The 18,158-nt window shown below is 48.5% G+C and carries 20 protein-coding genes and 1 pseudogene; 10 read left to right on the plus strand and 11 right to left on the minus strand.

The annotated features are described in order from the left end of the window. Positions 1 to 134: 134 nt before the first annotated feature. From C816_RS14160 to C816_RS14190, 8 genes are all read right to left on the minus strand, one after another. On the minus strand, positions 135 to 1,331 hold the full coding sequence (locus tag C816_RS14160) for a tyrosine-type recombinase/integrase (RefSeq protein WP_016323087.1): 1,197 nt from the start codon (positions 1,329 to 1,331) through the stop codon (positions 135 to 137). 89 nt (positions 1,332 to 1,420) lie between these two features. Next, the gene (locus C816_RS14165; protein WP_016323088.1) at positions 1,421 to 1,624 is read right to left on the minus strand and encodes an excisionase; all 204 of its coding nucleotides are present in this window, start codon (positions 1,622 to 1,624) and stop codon (positions 1,421 to 1,423) included. Positions 1,625 to 2,059: 435 nt separating this feature from the next. Further along, positions 2,060 to 2,311, minus strand: a complete 252-nt coding sequence (locus C816_RS14170; RefSeq protein WP_016323089.1) for a helix-turn-helix domain-containing protein — start codon at positions 2,309 to 2,311, stop codon at positions 2,060 to 2,062. Continuing rightward, the gene (locus tag C816_RS14175) at positions 2,292 to 2,735 is read right to left on the minus strand and encodes a sigma-70 family RNA polymerase sigma factor (protein ID WP_016323090.1); all 444 of its coding nucleotides are present in this window, start codon (positions 2,733 to 2,735) and stop codon (positions 2,292 to 2,294) included. The genes C816_RS14170 and C816_RS14175 overlap by 20 nt, the downstream gene beginning before the upstream one ends. Positions 2,736 to 3,136: 401 nt before the next feature. Next, positions 3,137 to 4,462: an MATE family efflux transporter gene (locus tag C816_RS14180; RefSeq protein WP_016323091.1), complete on the minus strand. Its 1,326-nt coding sequence runs from the start codon at positions 4,460 to 4,462 to the stop codon at positions 3,137 to 3,139. 87 nt (positions 4,463 to 4,549) lie between these two features. Beyond that, positions 4,550 to 5,164 (minus strand): methyltransferase family protein, encoded by a 615-nt coding sequence (locus C816_RS22885; protein ID WP_016323092.1) that lies wholly within the window; start codon positions 5,162 to 5,164, stop codon positions 4,550 to 4,552. 76 nt (positions 5,165 to 5,240) lie between these two features. After that, entirely contained in the window at positions 5,241 to 5,801 is a 561-nt protein-coding gene (locus C816_RS14185) for a TetR/AcrR family transcriptional regulator (protein WP_016323093.1), read from the minus strand. A gap of 74 nt (positions 5,802 to 5,875) precedes the next feature. Beyond that, positions 5,876 to 6,484 carry a class I SAM-dependent methyltransferase gene (locus C816_RS14190; RefSeq protein ID WP_016323094.1) on the minus strand — a complete coding sequence of 203 codons (609 nt, stop codon included), beginning with the start codon at positions 6,482 to 6,484 and terminating at the stop codon, positions 5,876 to 5,878. 164 nt (positions 6,485 to 6,648) lie between these two features. Between C816_RS14190 and C816_RS14195 the strand changes: the two genes are divergently transcribed. Continuing rightward, entirely contained in the window at positions 6,649 to 7,005 is a 357-nt protein-coding gene (locus C816_RS14195) for a helix-turn-helix transcriptional regulator (RefSeq protein WP_016323095.1), read from the plus strand. A 243-nt stretch (positions 7,006 to 7,248) separates the two neighbouring features. Next, positions 7,249 to 7,578 (plus strand): plasmid mobilization protein, encoded by a 330-nt coding sequence (gene mobC / locus C816_RS14200; protein ID WP_016220880.1) that lies wholly within the window; start codon positions 7,249 to 7,251, stop codon positions 7,576 to 7,578. A gap of 144 nt (positions 7,579 to 7,722) precedes the next feature. Here mobC and istB read toward each other — a convergent pair whose 3' ends face one another. The 3 genes and pseudogenes from istB to C816_RS14215 form a co-directional block, all read right to left on the minus strand. Next, positions 7,723 to 8,520, minus strand: a complete 798-nt coding sequence (gene istB, locus C816_RS14205; RefSeq protein WP_016320839.1) for an IS21-like element helper ATPase IstB — start codon at positions 8,518 to 8,520, stop codon at positions 7,723 to 7,725. Beyond that, a complete protein-coding gene (gene istA / locus C816_RS23780) occupies positions 8,513 to 9,718 on the minus strand; it encodes an IS21 family transposase (RefSeq protein ID WP_016320838.1) in 1,206 nt (401 codons plus the stop codon). The genes istB and istA overlap by 8 nt, the downstream gene beginning before the upstream one ends. Before the next feature lie 142 nt (positions 9,719 to 9,860). Then, positions 9,861 to 10,040: pseudogene (locus C816_RS14215) on the minus strand (helix-turn-helix domain-containing protein); the annotation flags it as partial. 473 nt (positions 10,041 to 10,513) lie between these two features. Here C816_RS14215 and C816_RS21935 point away from each other — a divergent pair. From C816_RS21935 to C816_RS21940, 8 genes are all read left to right on the plus strand, one after another. After that, entirely contained in the window at positions 10,514 to 13,813 is a 3,300-nt protein-coding gene (locus C816_RS21935; protein ID WP_016323097.1) for a phage tail tape measure protein, read from the plus strand. Then, positions 13,806 to 14,015 (plus strand): tail protein X, encoded by a 210-nt coding sequence (locus C816_RS14225; RefSeq protein WP_016323098.1) that lies wholly within the window; start codon positions 13,806 to 13,808, stop codon positions 14,013 to 14,015. The genes C816_RS21935 and C816_RS14225 overlap by 8 nt, the downstream gene beginning before the upstream one ends. Further along, positions 14,012 to 15,049: a phage late control D family protein gene (locus C816_RS14230; protein WP_016323099.1), complete on the plus strand. Its 1,038-nt coding sequence runs from the start codon at positions 14,012 to 14,014 to the stop codon at positions 15,047 to 15,049. Before C816_RS14225 ends, C816_RS14230 begins: the two co-directional genes overlap by 4 nt. A 65-nt stretch (positions 15,050 to 15,114) precedes the next feature. Next, complete coding sequence (locus C816_RS24560; protein WP_207636931.1) at positions 15,115 to 15,387, plus strand: hypothetical protein; 273 nt, start codon at positions 15,115 to 15,117, stop codon at positions 15,385 to 15,387. A 4-nt stretch (positions 15,388 to 15,391) separates the two neighbouring features. Continuing rightward, entirely contained in the window at positions 15,392 to 15,793 is a 402-nt protein-coding gene (locus C816_RS14235) for a phage tail protein (RefSeq protein WP_016323100.1), read from the plus strand. 15 nt (positions 15,794 to 15,808) lie between these two features. Then, positions 15,809 to 16,126: a hypothetical protein gene (locus tag C816_RS14240; RefSeq protein WP_016323101.1), complete on the plus strand. Its 318-nt coding sequence runs from the start codon at positions 15,809 to 15,811 to the stop codon at positions 16,124 to 16,126. A 28-nt stretch (positions 16,127 to 16,154) separates the two neighbouring features. Beyond that, positions 16,155 to 17,243 carry a baseplate assembly protein gene (locus C816_RS14245; protein ID WP_242832207.1) on the plus strand — a complete coding sequence of 363 codons (1,089 nt, stop codon included), beginning with the start codon at positions 16,155 to 16,157 and terminating at the stop codon, positions 17,241 to 17,243. Continuing rightward, entirely contained in the window at positions 17,236 to 18,156 is a 921-nt protein-coding gene (locus C816_RS21940) for a phage tail protein I (RefSeq protein WP_016323103.1), read from the plus strand. The genes C816_RS14245 and C816_RS21940 overlap by 8 nt, the downstream gene beginning before the upstream one ends. The last annotated feature ends 2 nt before the right edge of the window (positions 18,157 to 18,158 follow it).

Genomic DNA, 18,158 nt, shown 5'->3' on the forward strand with positions numbered 1-18,158 from the left:
TTATATGTCGGTATAGCCCGTATTTTCGGGCTTTCCCGGCATTTTAGATATGGGGAGAAGTTCTTATATACCCTCATAACCTTTTAGGTTTTCCCTCTCAATGGTAGTAAAAGAAGTAGTAAATTGTTCTGCGGCTATGCTGCAATCAGCCTTTCCATTTCAGCCTTTGCGGAAGCGAAAGTTGCATGTGTGTAATAGTTCAGCGTCATGGTGATATTGGAGTGTCCCATGATATACTGTAACGCTTTCGGGTTCATTCCGGCATTGGCTAAGTTGGTGCAGAACGTATGACGCAGGGTGTGGGGTGTCATTACTTTGGGTAAGGCTTCCTCATGGGTCTTGTTGTACTTCTTTGCAAGCCCCCGAAACATGGTAGCATAATTCACATTCGTTTTCGGGCAACCGTCCCGGTTGAGGAAAAGGAAATTGCTGTAACCATCAATGGTGATCTGCTTCGTTCCTTTGCGGTTCTCCAACACACGCCCCAACGCTTCATACACTTTTTCACTCATTGGAATTTGCCTGATACCGCTCTGCGTTTTGGGCTTCTCTATGTAGTAGCCTGTTTCTGCGCTCCGTAAAAGCTGGTGGTCTACATTGATTATCCTGTTTTCAAAATCAAGGTCGGTTTCAGTCAATCCGCAGAGTTCGGAAATCCTAAGCCCTGTCCCCAGCAGTATGATAACCTCGTCACGGTATTTCTGATAGACGCTATCACTTTGCATAAAGGATAAAAGGCTTTCTTCCTGTTCCGCTGTGAGGGGTACTTTCGGCTCTGTGTCGTCCTCGATCACTGTGTTTAGCTGGAAGTCAAAGGGGTTCTTCCTTATACAATCGTCCTGTATCGCCGTATAGAACGCGGCTTTTAAGGAACGCTTGTCGTTGCTTATGGTTTTATAGGATATTCCCTTTTCTTTCATGCGCAACGCCCATTCTTTCGCGTCGGACAGCTTCACACTGTCAATGGGGCAGGAACCAAGTTTATCCGCTTCCAGCAGCTTCATCAGCCGTTCGCGCCCCTTTGTGGTGTTATGCCTTACATTTCCCCGGTGGCGGTTCTGCTTCGCGTAAAGCTCGCAGACGGTCATTTTCTTACCGATTGTGTCTATCCCGTCGTCAAGGTCTTTCTGTATCTCTTTTTCCTTTTCTCTAAGGGATATATCGTCACGCTTCCCGGCAGGGGTCTTGTCCGTAGGTACTAACTTCCAAGCATAGACAAATTGCACTTTACCAAAAGTATCGGTATATTTGTAAGCATATCTCCCGTCTTTTCTCTGGCTCTCTCCCGAACGCAAAATGCGGTTTTTATTATCACGTCTTTTGTCCGACATTGTTTTTGCTCCTTTCCGTGTCGGAAAGAGCCTTGATATGCTTATATCTATTATAGCATATTCAAGGCTCTTTTTCACTATCTTTTTCGCTAAATCGCGTCCAGTGAGTCAATGATTTTTTCAAACTGTTTCCTCTTGATCTGAATACGGTTGCCGTTCAAGATCACCCAGCCCGCCGTGGGGTTTTCCTCTGCAAGTTTGCGCAGCTTGTTTTCCTCAATGCGGAAATATTTTGACGCTTCCTCAATGGTAAGCGTGTACTTTTCCCAAATAGGCACATCAGCATTGTTCATTCTATAAATCCCCCTTTCAAAAATGGGTAAAAGGTTAATAGTGAAAAGGGGCTGTGATCGGACGGTTAATAGCGTAACCTCACGAGAGTTTCACCCCTGCATGGTTCTCATGCAGCCCTACCCATTGCCTGCGACGCTCTTAACGCTCGGACTGTGGCTGTAAGGGAGTATCATTATATATTCTGCGCGGTCGTCGCCCGCAAGCTGCTAACTTGTTCCCCGGCGTGGTGTTGGTCGCTCGGCTGTCCCGGCAGGGAAAGAAAACCCCGCCGGATAGCGTCGTGGCGCACCCGCCGTATGGCTCGGCGCAAAAGGGACGTATCCGATCTGCCCTATGCTGCGCCGCCGTTATCTTGCGCCGCTTTCTTTGTCAAGGTTCAAAAAGCTCTGATGTGCCGCACCTACGGAAAGGGGAACATAGGCAGCGGCTTTACATCAAAACTGGAAGTCCAAGACAGCCCGTATCAACCTTGAACGCAAACGGTCGCGTATGTCCTCGTCAATTCCGAAATATGTATTTCCGCGTTCGTCACGGTATTTTCGGACAGACAGGGCGGCAATCTGTGCGTCGTAGTTCTGCAACACAATCTTCATTGCGTCCGGGTCGCCTTTGGTCGCGGCAACAATTACCGGGTAAGGTAACAAGCCGCGCTCGTCAAAATCGCTGTCAAATTTCTTCGTCGTCATAAGCGCGTTCCTCCAAATAGCGTTTTAGCAGCTCAAAAGAGCTTGTCCTGCGATACTGTACTGTGCTTCTTGAAATGTTGAGGAGTTTTGCAATGTCGTTATCAGTCATGCCCTCGAAATAGTACAGCAGGACGGCGTTACGTTTTTCTTCCGGCAAAGTGCGGAGTGCTTCGGCTAACAGCTTCGGCGTAATTCTTTTACCCGCCACGCAGATTGAATTGTCAGCGTATTCCTTGACAAAATAGCGGTCAACGGTATAAAGCTGGCTTTCTTCCTGTGGGGATAGGCTTGATAACGTAACTTCACGCAGTTGGTGTCGTCTTACGTCGCGGTGGGCGTTGCTGGCTTCACATTTAATGGCTTTCTTGCAAAAGCTATTAAAAGCGCAGCGGATTTCCCATTCGGTACGATTAGGCTCATTCATGTTCTCACCTCCTTTCGCAGCCGCGAAAGCGGGTGATTTTTTATGACTTCCCCTTTCAGTACCCACACCACCGCTTTTTGAGAGTTGCCAAATGAAAACGGCAAACTTTTTTGTCGAAATTTTCAAAAAGTGCGTCTTAAAAAGCGCAAAAAAAACCGATTGCATAATGCAATCGGGTAAAGAGGAATTATTAACACTTATATTGTGATGTGTGAAGGTAAAACCGTAGGCAAAAATGTTTTCTACGCTGGAGAAGATTTTTTTAATTGTTCACCATAAGGCGATAGCCATAAAAGCATAAAAAAGAACATGGCGATATTTCTCCAATACCGCCATATCCTCAAAAAAAGGTAACTTTAATAAGCTCCATTACTTGAAAAGAAAACAGCGGCATAATTTTCTTATGAAATGGTTGTTTTCCTTTTCAGTTGAAGCATAGAAAAAAGCATTGCTGCGATAGCTGCGCAAATATGACTAATCAATACAGCTATCCATATCCCGTTAAGCCCAAGTCCTAAATATGAAAAAAGATAAGCTAAAGGCATACGGACTATAATGTAATAAAAAATCATTAGGAGCATACTTTTAGAGGGCTGCCCCAAACCATTTAGCATACCGAGGAAGCAATTTGTTATGGTGTTCAATATGTAACCTATCCCCACGATCAGAAAATAACCGCTTACGATTGACGCTACATCAGAACTTCTTACAAATAGCATGGAAAGGTATTTTGAGCTGGAAACGATAATTGCAGAGAGCAGAAACAGAAATAGACTGCCATATTTCAAAGCACATTTCAGATAGTCTTTTACCCTGTCCGTCCTCTTTCCACCTACACATTGCCCGATAATTGTTGTTAGAACCATATTTAATGCCATTGCCGGATAAAATAATATGGTTTCCAGTTTTCCAGTAATTCCATAAGCCGCTATTGCTGTGATACTGTAAGAGCTGATAAGGGCAGTTAAAAAAGTAGTGCTGATTGCGGGTATGCTTTGCTGGACTATTGCCGGGACAGCCTTTTGTATAAGCGGTAAAATGAAAGCCTTGTCAAACAGGTTAAGCCGCATATTAAACAGTCTTTTTTTATTGAGATAGCAAATCATAAATGCCAAGCAAATACTTTGTGAAATTAAGGTCGCTATTGCAGCACCATGAAAACCAAAAAAATGAATAAAAATAGGGTCAAGAACCGCATTGAGTATCGTTGATACCAGCATGGAAATCATTTGAAACATTGCATTTCCAAAACTTCTTAGGACAGCAGTAAAATATAAGAATAAGTAAACAGCTAAATATCCCAAAAGATAAATTGATAAATAGTTATATGCCATTTCATAGGTTTCAGTAGGGGTATTCATAATTTGCAAAATAGCTGGCAGGGATAATTCAAAAATAGCTGTCAAAATCAAAGAAAAAATAATTGCAACAGCAAACGAGGTAGCAATCAGACTTTCAATCTTTTTATTATCTTTGGAGCCGATTGCTTGTGATAGCAGTATAGAAATACCGTTTGTTGCCCCCATAGCAACAGAGGTTAAAAGCAGGATTAGCGGAGTTGAATTTGTGAGTGCCGCATAAGCTGTTTCCCCTAAAAGGTTTCCAATCCATAAACTGTCTACAAGGTTATAAGCCATATTAAGAAACATAGCCGCAATCATTGGCAAAACCATTGCCATTAAACACTTTTTTGTATTTCCATTGATAAAATCAATTTTTCTTGTCATTGTTAAGTCCTTTCTAATGAATGAATATCATTCATTTATATACTATTTTTTTGGCTGCCGATAAGGGCAGCCATAGATTTACAGCAGTTACCAAATAAAAGGAATTAGTCGCCATGTGTGCGCACAATAATTATCAAAGTCGCTTCCGAAGCGTAGCCGCAAGGCTCTTTCCTCAATTTGTATTCTTATTCCGTAACATACAAAGCAAATAATCAAAACTAATACTGGGGCTATTGCAGAACGAAAACAAAACGCTGTTCCTAATAGGCAAAGGATAGTTCCGACATAAGCCGGGTTGCGGACATAACGGTAAATTCCCGTTGTTACCAAGCCCTGTGTTGAATTTATTTTCACTGATAATGTAAAAGAGTGTTTTAATGTCCAAACTGCCCATGATCGCAATGTAGTTCCAAGTACCAGCAAAAACAGACCTAAATAGAAAAAGCAATGTGGGATAAGTATTTCTCCTATCAGTTCTGTTATATAGCCACATCTAAAAAATGTGCTTATTGAAAAGCTGCTCCAACAAGCAAAAATTACAAGAAGTAAAGTTCCGCAATCCTTGTTGGATATTTGAGGTTTCTTTATCCAGCCTTTGAAGTTATATAACCATATAACTATTTCTGCTATCATCATATAGGATATAGCATATATAAAATGATAATACTCTTGCATATTTACAAAACAGGTAGGGTCATTCATAAAATCTCCTTTCTTGAATGAACTTCATTCATTTAGATGTTTTTGAAATTCCCCTACTAAATAGCAGGGGATAATTTCAAAGTCTTAGAGCATAAATGAGAAAAGTGCGAATATTCTTCGCTTTTTCTTCTGTACTGGATTTCGTGTCTAATAAAATCCCAAGTTGCCCGTACACGCAGAATTTAGCAGCGGTTTGAATATTATCAAGTTGAATTTCGCCGTTTTCCTGTGCCTTTTCCAGTAAATAGGTGACAGGTTTTAGGAGCTTTTCGCAGACTTTCAATGCAAGCTGATCGTGAAACTTTTTGTTCTCTACAACATGAAGCGCGTTGTAATAGTCTGTCCCCTCCGTTTCTACCATAATAGGCATAGTTTCAATAATTTCTTTTAAGGTCAGTTTTTCATTGCCTTTTGAAATAGTAAATTTACTTACTATCTCGTCTGCGTACTGTTCTATTGCACAGTCAAAAAGGGCTTCCTTTGAGGGAAAATAACGATAACATAGCCCTTGCGCTACGCCAATCTCTTTTGCAATATCGGCAATGGACGTTTTTTCATATCCCTTTTCATAAAATAGTCGCATAGCAGTATCTAATATTTCTTGCTTCCGTTCCTCTGGCTCTTTCGTAATACGCATGACACACCTCCTTTCCCTATCATAGCATAGCAATGTAAAAAATCAATGAGTGAATACCAGTCAATATTACGGTATTATTTTGTTCCGCAAGCCATACAAGCCGTATTTCCTACACGCTCCCATGTAACATTTGAAAAGTGCCTTGAAAGCAATTTGCAAATTTCACTTTCAGAGTAAATCTTTACGTCCCCCTCTTTACTATACTTCATATAGAAATTCATAATAGCTCGCCCGATTGTGGGTTGCCAACAATCGCACAAAATAAAAGTTCCATTAGGCTTTAACACTCTATCAATTTCTGATAAGACTCTTTCCGGCGCAGGATAATGGTGAAAAGAGTCATTGCAATACACAACATCAAAGAAACAGTCGGAAAAAGGGAGTTGTTCGCTATCACCTAAAATGAGCGTTGCCCTGTTTTCTAATTTCTTCTGTGCAATTTCTAACATCTTTTCAGATAAGTCAAGCCCATACAGTATTTTGCTATTATCTTGCTGCAATATGAGCTTCATTACTTCCCCGGTTCCGCACCCTAAATCTAATGCCGTTTGATAAGATATGCTTTTCAGCCTATTGATGATAACAGGATATAATGTGCGGGCGTGCTGCCCTTTTATATCGCAGTCATAGGTTGGAGCTTGTTGGTTAAAGGCTATTTTTGATTTTTGCTTTGCGCTATTCATATATACAGCCTCCTTTCAGAGAAAATTATAGCACCGCCTTTCCGAAAAGTCAATGAATGATATTCACTCATTGATATAGTGCTATATTTAGGTAAATTCTTTGCTATGTACACTCATTTCAATACAAGAATAGGAGTTGTAAACTCATATAGGGTGATGTCTGAATGAAAAGAGAAGTCGAATTTGTGTACGATTTCAAGGCTTTCGGGCAAGCCATAAAGAAAGCACGCAGAGCAGCGGGATATTCCCGTAAGAAATTGGGGCATGAGCTGAATTTAGCTCCCCGTTACCTTGTTTCCATAGAAAATGAGGGGCAACACCCAAGTCTGCAAGTGCTGTATGAGCTTTGCACCTTTTTTGACATTTCGGTAGATCAGTTCTTTTTCCCGGATAAGGTCGCAAGTAAGTCCACGCAGCGCAGACAGCTTGAAACGCTGCTTGACGGTATAAGTGATACGGGATTGCAGATTATTACCGCAACGGCAAAAGAGATTAAGAAAGTCGAAACAGGGGACGAATAAACGTCCAGCGCACAACTGAATACGGTTTGAGAAGCGTTGTAATCTTTTGAAGATTGCAGCGTTTTTCTTTTGTAGAAGTTTGGCAAAACCGTTTTTTGGGTGTTGTAGGTAGTAGGAGAAACTTTCGTAGCAAGCATAGGAAAAGAGTACCCTTTTCCGTATTTCTGCCCGCCCTGTCGGTCAGAAATGGCTTGTTGGGAAGTGTCCCAAACCCTCTATGAGAACGGAAAGGAGCGAAAACCCATGAACGGACGGAAAAGGACGGTACAAGTCAAATTCTATGTGACAGAGGAAGAACGAAAATTGATTGAGGAAAAAATGAAGCTCGTCCCTACAAACAACATGGCGGCATATCTGCGCAAAATCGCCATTGATGGGTACATTATCCAAGTAGACCACACGGACATAAAGGCAATGACAGCGGAGATACAGAAGATCGGGGTCAATGTCAATCAGATCGCACGTCGCGTAAACGCGACGGGGAACGCCTACAAAGAGGATATAGAGGAAATCAAGGGGGTGCTTGCGGAAATATGGCGGTTACAAAGATTAAGCCTGTTAAAAGCACTTTGAGCAAAGCCCTTGACTATATCGAAAACCCGGACAAGACAGACAATCAAATGCTCATATCCTCTTTCGGGTGTCAACGCCAATTTGAAATTGTAAGAAAACGCCGAAGAAATTTTGTAGTTTTTCGGCGGGGGGGGGGTAACAGAATCAGTTATTTCCTTGCAGGAAAAGAGTATTTACGATTTGCTGTTTCTGGCGCATAAATTCCTTGCGCTCCTTCAGGCGGTAAGACTCACCCTTGATGTTGATAACGGTGCAGTGATGCAGTACACGATCCAGGATGGCGGAGGCGATGGTGACGTCGGCAAAGACCTCGTTCCACTGGGAGAAGGTTTTGTTGGAGGTGAAGACGGTGGATGTTTTCTCGTACCGCCTGGCAATGAGCTGAAAGAACAGGTTTGCACCCTGGATGTCCATGGGGAGGTAGCCGATTTCGTCGATGATGAGCATCCTGTACTTGGCCAGAACCTTGAGCTTGTCCGGCAGACGGTTCTCAAAATGGGCCTTCTTGAGCTGTTCAATGAGCTGGTGGCAGTTGATGTAGTAGGTGGAGAAACGGTGCTGTGCCGCCACCAGGCCCAAAGCGGAGGCCAGATGGGTCTTGCCCACGCCGGGCGGGCCGAGGAAGACCACATTCTCCCCGTTTTCCAGGAAGCGCATGGTAGCCAACTCATCGATCTGGCGCTTGTCGATGGAGGGCTGGAAAGAGAAATCGAAGTCGTCCAGGGTTTTCTTAATGGGAAAGCCAGACATCTGGATCTGCTTCTCATAGGCCCGTCTCCGCTTGGATTTGGCTTCTTCTGAGAAAATGTGATCCAAAACCTCCACAATGTTGAGCTTGTCCGCCACCGCCCGTTCCAGGTAGTTGTCCAGAATCTCCAGGGTGTTTTTCATTTTAAGGGCTTCCAGGTTTTCCCTCAGCCTGTCCATAGTAAATTCAGTCATACAGCACCTCGTCATATCTGGATAAATCGGAGGGCTTCAAGGGGAAATCTATTACTTTGCCCTGTTCCAGCAGAACATTTTCCGCATCTATTGTCTGTTTCAGCGTAATCCTTCTATAGTGCTGAGGATTGACAACCATGTCCTTCCTTTGATACGATATTCGATGCAGAGCGATCTGCTTTCCCTCATAGTAGGCGGCCAGCATACTGTCGAGGGCCACGACTGCCACATCTTTGCCGATGTACTCCGCTGGCACGGAGTACTGATTCCCGGCGTATGAGATGAGGCAGTCTTTTTGTACCCGCCTAAGGTTGATCTTGTCGATGATGTACTCACGGGAAAGAGGACTCAGCCCCTCTTTTTGCAGCCGTTCAAAGGGAATCTCGTTGGTGGTGGCATGGACTTTGCCATTGACCTTATTACACCAAGCCAAGGCTTGTCCATTCAAATCTGCCAGGCTGTTGTACTTGATCCCGACCATGAAGTTGTCCCGCACAAACTGCACCGTCCGCTCCACTTTTCCTTTCGTCTGACCACGATATGGCCGGCACAGGATGGGTTTGAATCCATAGAATCCCGCGAAGTCCTCAAACTGCCGGTTTAGTGTGGAGTCCTCCTGCTTCAAAAGCCGCTTGATGACTACCTGCTTCATGTTATCGTACAGAATCTCCTCCGGGTAGCCTCCGAAATACCGAAACGCGTTCTGATGGCACCGTATCAACGTGTTTGTGCTCATATCTGTGACAAATTCGATGTACCGCATCCTTGAGTACCCCAGAATCATGAGAAAGCAGTACAGCTTCTTCCACTTTCCGTCCTCGTATACCAGGTGATCCTCGAAGAATCCCCAGTCCATCTGCCCTTGCTTTCCTGGCATCGTCTCAAACCGCACCGTTGCTTTCTCATTCAAGTCCATCTTCCGGCTGCTCACATACGCCTTGACAATACTGTAACCTCCGTCAAACCCCATCTCCCGCAGCTTCTCCAGTATCCGCAACGCTGAATACGGCGCCTCTTCCAGCCACTCGTCCACGATCTGCTTGTACGGGTCCATCTTTGTTGGCTTGGGTTCGCTCAATGTGTACTCCGGCTTCTGCGGCGATTCCGCGTACCGCTTTGCCGTCCGCGGGTCCATGTGGTACTTCCGTCCCAGCTCCACATAGCTCAGCCCTTTTTGTCTGTCGCTTCGGATATCCATCCACTGTGCTCCTTTCATTTTCTGACTCCCTTTCCGGGCTCTTTCTCGCCCTGATTGGGAGTCTATCTTTTTCCCTTCACCTCCGCCACTAAACTACATTTTTTCCTCGGCGTTTTCTTACATTTTATCACTGGCGCTGACAAGCGTCGATACTTTCCCGGTTGATCTGTGACAGCCCCGCAAGGGTGTAGTCCCAATCTTCGGGAAGTGACAGCATTTGCGACAAAAGCCCCTTTGCCTTTAAGGTCAGTTCCTTGTTGCGTAAATGGTGGTTGCTCATAACGGTATAGCCCTTGTTGCGCTCCACTCGGAAAACTGCCATAGCTTCATCACTCCTTTGGTTGTGGATTTGTTACGCGATAGAACGCCGTTTTGCCGGGTTTAGGTATAAATCCCTGTCCCTGTTAAAAACGCGCCCGTAAAGCCGCTTGTAGCAAGGCTCTTTTTGCCCCTACTGCGTAACATGAGGGCATAAAAAAAGCGGCGTTCCTGTTCTCCCGTGTAGGGATAGAGAAACGCCGCGTTTGCGTCGTATTCAGTTTTCATTTATTCTTTCTCAATGCTGTGTGCTGGTGTTTGGGCTTGCAGGGTTCCGGGCGGCATATCAAGGCTCTTTCCCTCAAAAGTAGTAAATTGGTAGTAAATTCTGCTTGAAATCCTGCTTGTATGCCCGTAAATCAAGGCTTTTTTGAGATAATCAACCATTTTAGGCCGTAAAATTTAAGAGATGATTATTTAAGGGAATCACCCAGTGCGGGTGGTTCCCTTTCTTATGTCCAAAATGGGGGTGAGAATTTGGCTGGTTCAAGAAAAGAGTACGAACTACTCTTCAAATTACAAGCGTCTTTGGGCGGAAACTTCAACGCGGCGTTCAAGGGTGCGATCAGTACCACGCGGCAACTGCAAAATACGATGAAGAAGCTAAATTCTACCACCGGCAAGATCGACGCGTTCAAGAAACAGTCAACCGCCCTTGAATCGAACCGGCAAAAGCTGGCACAACTGACCGCAGAGCATGACCGATTACAGCGCGAATTAAGTCAAACGGAACAGCCGTCGGAGAAATTGCGGGCCGCTATGGAGCGGAACGAACGGCAGATTGCCGATACAACCGCAAAAATCGAAGCACAGGAAGCCCGCTTGCGGACACTGGGCGACGAACTTTCCGACGCGGGCGTTGATACGTCCCGATTGGCACAGGAAAACGAACGGCTGGCGAAAAGTTATGACCGGCTGAAAAACGGTCAAGAGGAATTGGCGCGGCTGAACGGAGCGATTCAGAAAAACAACGAAGCAATTTCACAGACAAAAGCCCAGCTTGGCGGGGTGATCGGGACGGCGGCGGCGCTGGGTGCGGCGCTGTACGCCGGGCCGGTCAAGAAAGCCGCAGAGTTTGAAGCGCAAATGTCGTCGGTTCAGGCCATTTCGGGCGCGTCTGCGGGCGATATGGCGGAACTGACTGACCTTGCTAAAAAAATGGGCGCAACAACGCAGTTTACAGCCGTTGAATCCGGGAAAGCCCTTGAATACATGGCTATGGCGGGATGGGAAACAAAGCAAATGCTTGACGGATTGCCGGGTATTATGAACCTTGCCGCCGCTTCCGGGGAAGATTTGGGGGCCGTGTCCGACATTGTGACAGACGCGATAACTGCATTTGGAATGAAAGCAGACGACGCAGAACGGTTTGCAGATGTGCTGGCGCAAGCGTCCAGTAATGCGAATACAAACGTCGGAATGATGGGGGCAACCTTCCAAAAGGTTGCCCCTGTCGCGGGTGCTTTAGGGTATTCCGTGGAAGATATGTCGCTGGCAATCGGCCTTATGGCGAACGCGACGGTCAAAGCAGACGTTGCCGGTACTTCCCTGAAAACGTCCCTTGCGAACATGGCAAAGCCGACAAAGCAAATGAAAACCTATATGGACCGCTACGGAATCAGTCTGACCCGTTCCGACGGGTCAATGAAAACGTTCCGCGAACTGGTGGACAATTTGCGGTCGAGTTTAGGCGGCTTATCTCAAGATGAACAGGTGGCGGCGGCAACCGCAATTTTCGGCAAGGAATCGTTCGCCGGTATGCTGGCCATTGTCAATGCAAGCGACGAAGATTTTCAAAAGCTGTCCGATTCGATCAATAACGCAAGAGGTTCGGCGGAGCAGATGGCGGCAATCAAGCTGGACAATTTAGACGGCGACATAACCTTGCTAAAATCCGCCCTTGACGGCCTGCAAATTGCAATCGGCGACGCGCTTTTACCTACATTCAGAGCGGGAACGCAAGGAATCACGGACTTTGTAACGAAACTAACACAATTCATCAACGAAAACCCGGAATTGATTCAACAAATCGTGAAGATCACCGCCGGGCTTTTGGCATTCAAGGCGGCGACACTGACCGGAAAGCTGGCGTTTCTGGAACTGAAAGGCGGCGTTCTGTCCGTTCAAAAGGGCTTTACCCTCTTGAAAACCATGTTCGCCCTTGCAAGCGTCAATTCGCGGGGCTTTTCCGGCGCGCTGAAAGGCGTTGCAAAAAATGTGATCGGCTATTTCGGCGGAATCGGGAACGCGGTGGGCGGCGTGGGCCGCGCCTTTACCGGCCTGTTCAGCGGAACGAAGATCGGAAATCTGCTTTCCGGTATCGGCGGAGCCGCAGGCGGGCTATTTTCTAAAGCGTTTTCCGGTATCGACGGACTTGCAGGCGGAGCCGCAGGCAAGGTGACAAGCATTTTCGCAAGAGCGGGAAGCAAGATTGCCGCCGGACCGCTGGGGAAGATCGGCGGAGTGGTTGCAAAGGGGTTCGGCAAGGTAACAAACCTGATTGCGCCGCTCCAAAAGCTGGGCGGGGCCATTTTGGGGCCGTTCGGCGGAATTGCTGGAAAGATTCTGCCCGTCGTCGGCGTGATCGGCCTGATTATTGCCGCCGTTCAGATTTTCCGGGACCATTTAGACGATATACGGAACCTGATTGAACGGGTTTTCGGTCCGGCGGGCGTTGCTGTCTTTGATAATATCGTTGGTGTAATAACCAACATCGGCGACACGATCAAGGGCATTTTCAGCGACGGCAACCTTGCAAGCGCGCGGGAATTTATCAACGGAATTTTCGGCGAACAGGGCGTTGCCGTGTTCGACACGTTCGTTTCTATCATGCAGACGGTAGGCGGCGTGATCGGGCAGTTTATTTCGTTCATTGACACCAGCGTAAAACCTGTTATTGAAGAACTGTTCGCATTCATTGTAACGACAGTCCTTCCGCAAATTGCACAAACCTTTGTCGAGTGGGGACCCACGATCACGGGGGTTATTCAAAGCATTTGGGAAATCTTTCAGACGGTGGCAACCGCCGTCATGGGGATAATTCAAGCCCTTATGCCTACGATTCAAGGGCTGATTGGAACGGGCCTTGAAACTATCCGAACCGTTGTCGGCGGCGTGCTGACCGCGATTCAAGGGCTTTTGAACGTGTTTGCTGGGGTATTTACCGGCGATTGGTCCCGCGTTTGGGAGGGCGTAAAAGGCATTTTCTCCGGCGTATGGGAAGCGATCAAGGGCATTGCAAAGGGTGCAATGAACGGAATTATTGACATTATAAACGGCCTGATCGGAGGGCTGAACAAGCTAAAAATCCCCGATTGGGTCCCCGGCGTTGGCGGGAAGGGTATCAATATTCCGTTGATTCCGAAATTCGCAAAAGGAACGCCCCGGACCCCTGACACGTTCATAGCGGGCGAACAGGGCGCGGAACTTATCACCAACGCCAGGAACCGAACCGTTTTCAAGGCGGCAGAAACCGGGCAAATATTCACGAACCTTGCAGGCATGGCAAAAACCTTGACGGGGAACGGCGGTTTCCAGCAGTACCGGCTGGCAAACGTGGGAGCGGAAGCCCCGGACGTGAACCCGCCGACGCTTTCGACGGCGGACCGTCAAAGATCGGTTGTCATCCACAGCGCGCCGGTTTTCCACGTGGGGAACGACGCACAGGCGCAGGACATTGAAGAAATCTTGCGGAAGCATGATGAAGAACTTTTGCAGGAAATCGAGGAACGGGACCGCCAGAGGGCGGACGACGAAAGGCGGCGGGCCTATGACTAACTATACGACCATTGCCGGGGATATGTGGGACGGTATCGCCTATAAAACGCTGGGCGACGAAACATACACCGACAAGATCATAAAAGCAAACCCGGAATTCCGCCGCCTTTTCGTTTTCCCGGCGGGAATCGTGCTGAACATCCCTGACCCCGAACCGCGGGTTGCTGGCGGCTTGCCGCCGTGGAAGAGGGGGCAGGGATGAACGCACGAAGAACAGAAATCAAGCTGATTCTGGACGGTACGGACGTAACCGCGGACATTAACCGGGATTTGCTTTCCATGACCTACACGGACAACGAAGAGGACAAAGCGGACGATTTGCAACTATCCCTTGCAGATCGTGAATGGATTTGGCTGGGAAACTGGCTGAATAATGCGACGGCGGGGAAATCCGCGGAGGTTTCCGCCGTTATCATTCAAAAAAATTGGGAATCGACCGGGAAAGACCGGGTGCTGGATTGCGGAACGTTCGAGGTTGACACGGTGGAGGGGTCCGGCCCCCCGGCGAAAGTCAATATCAAGGCCGGGTCAATCCCTTATAAGACAGCCGCCCGGACGCAGAAAAAAACTAAGGCGTGGGAGAAAATCAAGCTTTCGGCGATTGCAAATGAAATCGCGGGGAAAAACGGGCTTGCCTGTATGTTTGAATCATCAACAGACCCGTTTTACGACCGGAAAGAGCAAATGCAGGAATCCGACATAATCTTTTTACAGCGCCTTTGTAAAAACGCGGGAATTTCCCTGAAAGTCACCGTAAAAATGATCGTCCTGTTCGACGCGGCAGACTATGAGCAAAAAGGCGCGGTCATGGTGATTCAAGAGGGAGCGGCGAACGTGTCGCGCTGGTCCTTTTCCACCAGTTTGCACGACGCGGCTTTTAGTAGCTGTCACGTGTCCTATACGGACCCGAAACAGAAAACGACGATAGAATACACATACACGCCGCGGGGGGCGGATAAATCCGGGCAAGTGCTGGAGGTAAACGAAAAGGTTTCGACCCGCGAGGAAGCCCGCCAGCTTGCTATGAAGCGGTTACGGCAAAAGAACAAATCGGAGTATAAAGCGTCGTTCAGCCTTTCCGGGGACCCGCGGCTGGTTGCCGGGGTAACGGTGGAGGTTTCCGGCTATGGGGCGTTCGACGGAAAGTACATCATCGAAACCGCGACGCACAGCATTTCCAAAAGCGGAGGTTACAAGACCGATATTACCTTGCGCCGGGTGCTGGAGGGTTACTAAATGGACGACCTGAATTTGAACGTATTAAAAAATATGTGCGGACGGGCTGGGTTTCCTCTGTCAATGTGGAGGAACGGACGGCCCGCGTTATCTTTGAGGACAAAGGAGAAACGATAGTTTCCGGGGAATTAAAGGTGCTGAAAAATCCGCCTTGGATTCCCGAATATTACGCCCCATACCGAACGGAATTTGAATCGGGCGGGAGCGGATACCCGGCATTTGAAAGCCATAAACACGACTTGATTGTAAAGCCGTGGTTGCCGCAGAAAGGGGAATTTGTGCTTTGCATTTACATTCCGCGGGACGACGGCGACGGTTTCGTGATAGGGGGGATTTGAGCGAATGGCGATTATCGGAAGCTGGGGGGATATTACCTTTTCTGTTTCGCGGCAGACGGTCAAAACCTTTGACGGCCTGAAATGGGAAAGCGGGGTGAAATACTCCACCCACGACCGGCATTTGAAAGAACCGCTTTTAGAATTCACGGGACAGGATACGGAATCCATGTCGTTTTCCATGTTTTTTTCCGTGTTTTTAGGGGTGAACCCGATTACAGAGGTTTCAAATTTGCTTAAAGCTATGCGCCGCGGAGAGGTCCACCGCCTTGTGATCGGCCCGAAAGCCTACGGAACCAACAAATGGGTCATTACGAAGCTTTCAAATTCCCTTGAACGGTACGACAACCGGGGAAATCTGCTGGTTGCGTCGGTCAATGTCACAATGAATTCTTATGCGGCACGATAGGGGGTGCGGCGACATATGGCCTATGTGGTAAAGGCGTTCAGCCTGAAAAAGATAAACCTTGCGCCGGAATCCACGGTTGAAGAGGTTTTGCAAAACGTCGCAATGATTATTTCAACGCCGAAATTCTCCGTTCCCCTTGACCGGGGCTTTGGGCTGGCACAACGATTTATCGACAAACCGATTCAATCCGCCCAGCCTATCCTGATTTCGGAAGTTTTAGACGCAATAGAGGAATACGAGCCGCGGGCGGAGGTTGAAAACGTGGACTTTATGCTGGGCGACAGGCCGGGCGCGCTGATTCCGATTGTGGAGGTGAACATAATTGACGGATAACGTTAGGGGCTACCCGGAAATTTCCTTTGTGGACACGGACACGGAAACGCTGACAAACAACCTGATTCGGGCGTTTGAGCGGTTCACCGGGCGGACGCTGTACCCGGCAGACCCGGCGCGGCTTTTCATTTTGTGGATTGCCGACATTATCATTCAAGAGCGGGTCAACATCGACTTTTCAGCAAAACAGAATTTGCCGCGGTATGCGGAGGGGGAATATTTAGATTCCCTTGCTGAACTCTTCAAGGACGTTTACCGGCTGGAGCCGGAAGCGGCCCGCACGACATTTCGGTTCACGCGGTCAATGGCGCTGGACACGGCGACCGTTGTTCCGGCAGGAACCCGCGTATCGGCGGGGGAAGAAATTGTATTTGCGACGCTGAACGCGCTGACCATCCCGGCGGGGGAATTGACCGGGGACGTTGCGGCGGAATGCCTGACCGCCGGACAGATCGGGAACGGCTTTGTTCCGGGGCAGATTACAAAGCTGGTTGATATTTTCCCGTATTTCGAGCGGGTCGAGAACATCACCGAAAGCGCGGGCGGAGCCGACCGGGAAAGCGACGCGGCCTTTTATGACCGTATCCGCGAAAGCATGGAAACATTTTCGACCGCCGGGCCGCTGGGGGGATATGAGTATTACGCAAAGAGCGCGTCGGCGCTGATCGTGGACGTGAAAGCGACTTCCCCCGTTCCGGGAGAAGTAGATGTGCGGGTTCTGCTGGCAGGCGGAGAATTGCCGGGAGAAGAAGCATTGAAAGCCGTTTCGGAAACCTTGAGCGCGGACAAGGTGCGCCCCCTGACCGATCATGTTACCGTCGCGGCCCCTGAAACGGTCCCGTATAACATCGACGTGACATACTACACGCAGACGGGCGGAGCATTGGGACCGGAAGCGGTGGCACAGAACGTCGCCGCCGCCGTCGCCGAGTATCGGCGCTGGCAGGCCGCAAAGATGGGGCGGGACGTGAACCCGTCCTATTTAACCGCCCTGCTTATGCAGACGGGCGCAAAGCGCGTTGAAGTACGGTCCCCCGTATTCGCCGCCGTCGCCGATAACGCCGTTGCGGTGATCGGTGAAACGACGGTTCGGAACGGGGGTGCGGAACGTGAATGATTACGACATTTGTTCCGTTGACTTCACCCGTTCGCTTCCTCCGCCGCTGAAAGACGACCCGGAGATCAACGCGCTGGGCCGGGCCATAGCGGAGCAATTACAGATCACCGCAAAGCAAATCCGGCAAAATATCATTTACGCCCGCATTGACGAACTGGACGAACAGACCCTTGATATTCTGGCCTATGACTTACACGTTGACTGGTACGACCATTCATACCCGATAGAGGTAAAACGGCAGACAATCAAGGACAGCGTGAAGATTCACCGGCGGCTGGGGACAAAATACGCCGTCGAAACCGCGCTGGGGGCCGTATTCCCCGGAACAAAGGTTGAAGAATGGTTTGAGTACGGCGGCGACCCGTACACGTTCCGGGTCATTATCAACGCCACAGAAAACGGCGTAACCGCGGCACAGCAAGCGGCGGTTTTGGAGCGGGTCATATTCTATAAAAATTTGCGGTCCCATTTGGAAGCTGTACGGTTCAAGATGGAGAAAAAAACGACGGTTCATGTCGGCGGAATTCACTCTATCGGAACCCGGCTGGAGGTATGGCCTTATCTTGCGGAGAACATCGAAACGAGCGGGACAATCCTTGTCGGCGGCGCGCTGACCCTTGCGCGGCGGCTTGAAATCCGCCCGTTCCTGACCCGGAACATGACGGCGGAAGCGCGGTCCCTGATCGGCGGTTATACGCAGTACGCCCGGCGGCTGGAGATCAGGCCGAAGCTGGTTGAATCCGTCGCGGCAAACGGGAAAACCCTGATCGGCGCATACACACAGGGCGCACAGAGAATCGAGGTCGAACCGTTCGTAATTAACCATTTGACCGCGGGTGCGGGGGTGCTGACCGGCGCATATACCCGGCATTTGTGGAAACTGGAAATTCAACCATTCAGAAAAGAGGGGTAAAA

This window comes from Oscillibacter sp. 1-3 (assembly GCF_000403435.2).
Classification (GTDB): domain Bacteria; phylum Bacillota; class Clostridia; order Oscillospirales; family Oscillospiraceae; genus Oscillibacter.

Coding starts and splice junctions, on each gene's coding strand:
- C816_RS14165 (WP_016323088.1), bottom strand. CDS start 1,624: ATGAACAATGCTGATGTGCCTATTTGGGAAAAGTACACGCTTACCATT.
- C816_RS14225 (WP_016323098.1), top strand. CDS start 13,806: ATGACTAACTATACGACCATTGCCGGGGATATGTGGGACGGTATCGCC.
- C816_RS14190 (WP_016323094.1), bottom strand. CDS start 6,484: ATGAATAGCGCAAAGCAAAAATCAAAAATAGCCTTTAACCAACAAGCT.
- C816_RS14160 (WP_016323087.1), bottom strand. CDS start 1,331: ATGTCGGACAAAAGACGTGATAATAAAAACCGCATTTTGCGTTCGGGA.
- C816_RS22885 (WP_016323092.1), bottom strand. CDS start 5,164: ATGAATGACCCTACCTGTTTTGTAAATATGCAAGAGTATTATCATTTT.
- istA (WP_016320838.1), bottom strand. CDS start 9,718: ATGGATATCCGAAGCGACAGACAAAAAGGGCTGAGCTATGTGGAGCTG.
- istB (WP_016320839.1), bottom strand. CDS start 8,520: ATGACTGAATTTACTATGGACAGGCTGAGGGAAAACCTGGAAGCCCTT.
- mobC (WP_016220880.1), top strand. CDS start 7,249: ATGAACGGACGGAAAAGGACGGTACAAGTCAAATTCTATGTGACAGAG.
- C816_RS14185 (WP_016323093.1), bottom strand. CDS start 5,801: ATGCGTATTACGAAAGAGCCAGAGGAACGGAAGCAAGAAATATTAGAT.
- C816_RS14195 (WP_016323095.1), top strand. CDS start 6,649: ATGAAAAGAGAAGTCGAATTTGTGTACGATTTCAAGGCTTTCGGGCAA.
- C816_RS14175 (WP_016323090.1), bottom strand. CDS start 2,735: ATGAATGAGCCTAATCGTACCGAATGGGAAATCCGCTGCGCTTTTAAT.
- C816_RS14240 (WP_016323101.1), top strand. CDS start 15,809: ATGGCCTATGTGGTAAAGGCGTTCAGCCTGAAAAAGATAAACCTTGCG.
- C816_RS14235 (WP_016323100.1), top strand. CDS start 15,392: ATGGCGATTATCGGAAGCTGGGGGGATATTACCTTTTCTGTTTCGCGG.
- C816_RS14230 (WP_016323099.1), top strand. CDS start 14,012: ATGAACGCACGAAGAACAGAAATCAAGCTGATTCTGGACGGTACGGAC.
- C816_RS14170 (WP_016323089.1), bottom strand. CDS start 2,311: ATGACGACGAAGAAATTTGACAGCGATTTTGACGAGCGCGGCTTGTTA.
- C816_RS14180 (WP_016323091.1), bottom strand. CDS start 4,462: ATGACAAGAAAAATTGATTTTATCAATGGAAATACAAAAAAGTGTTTA.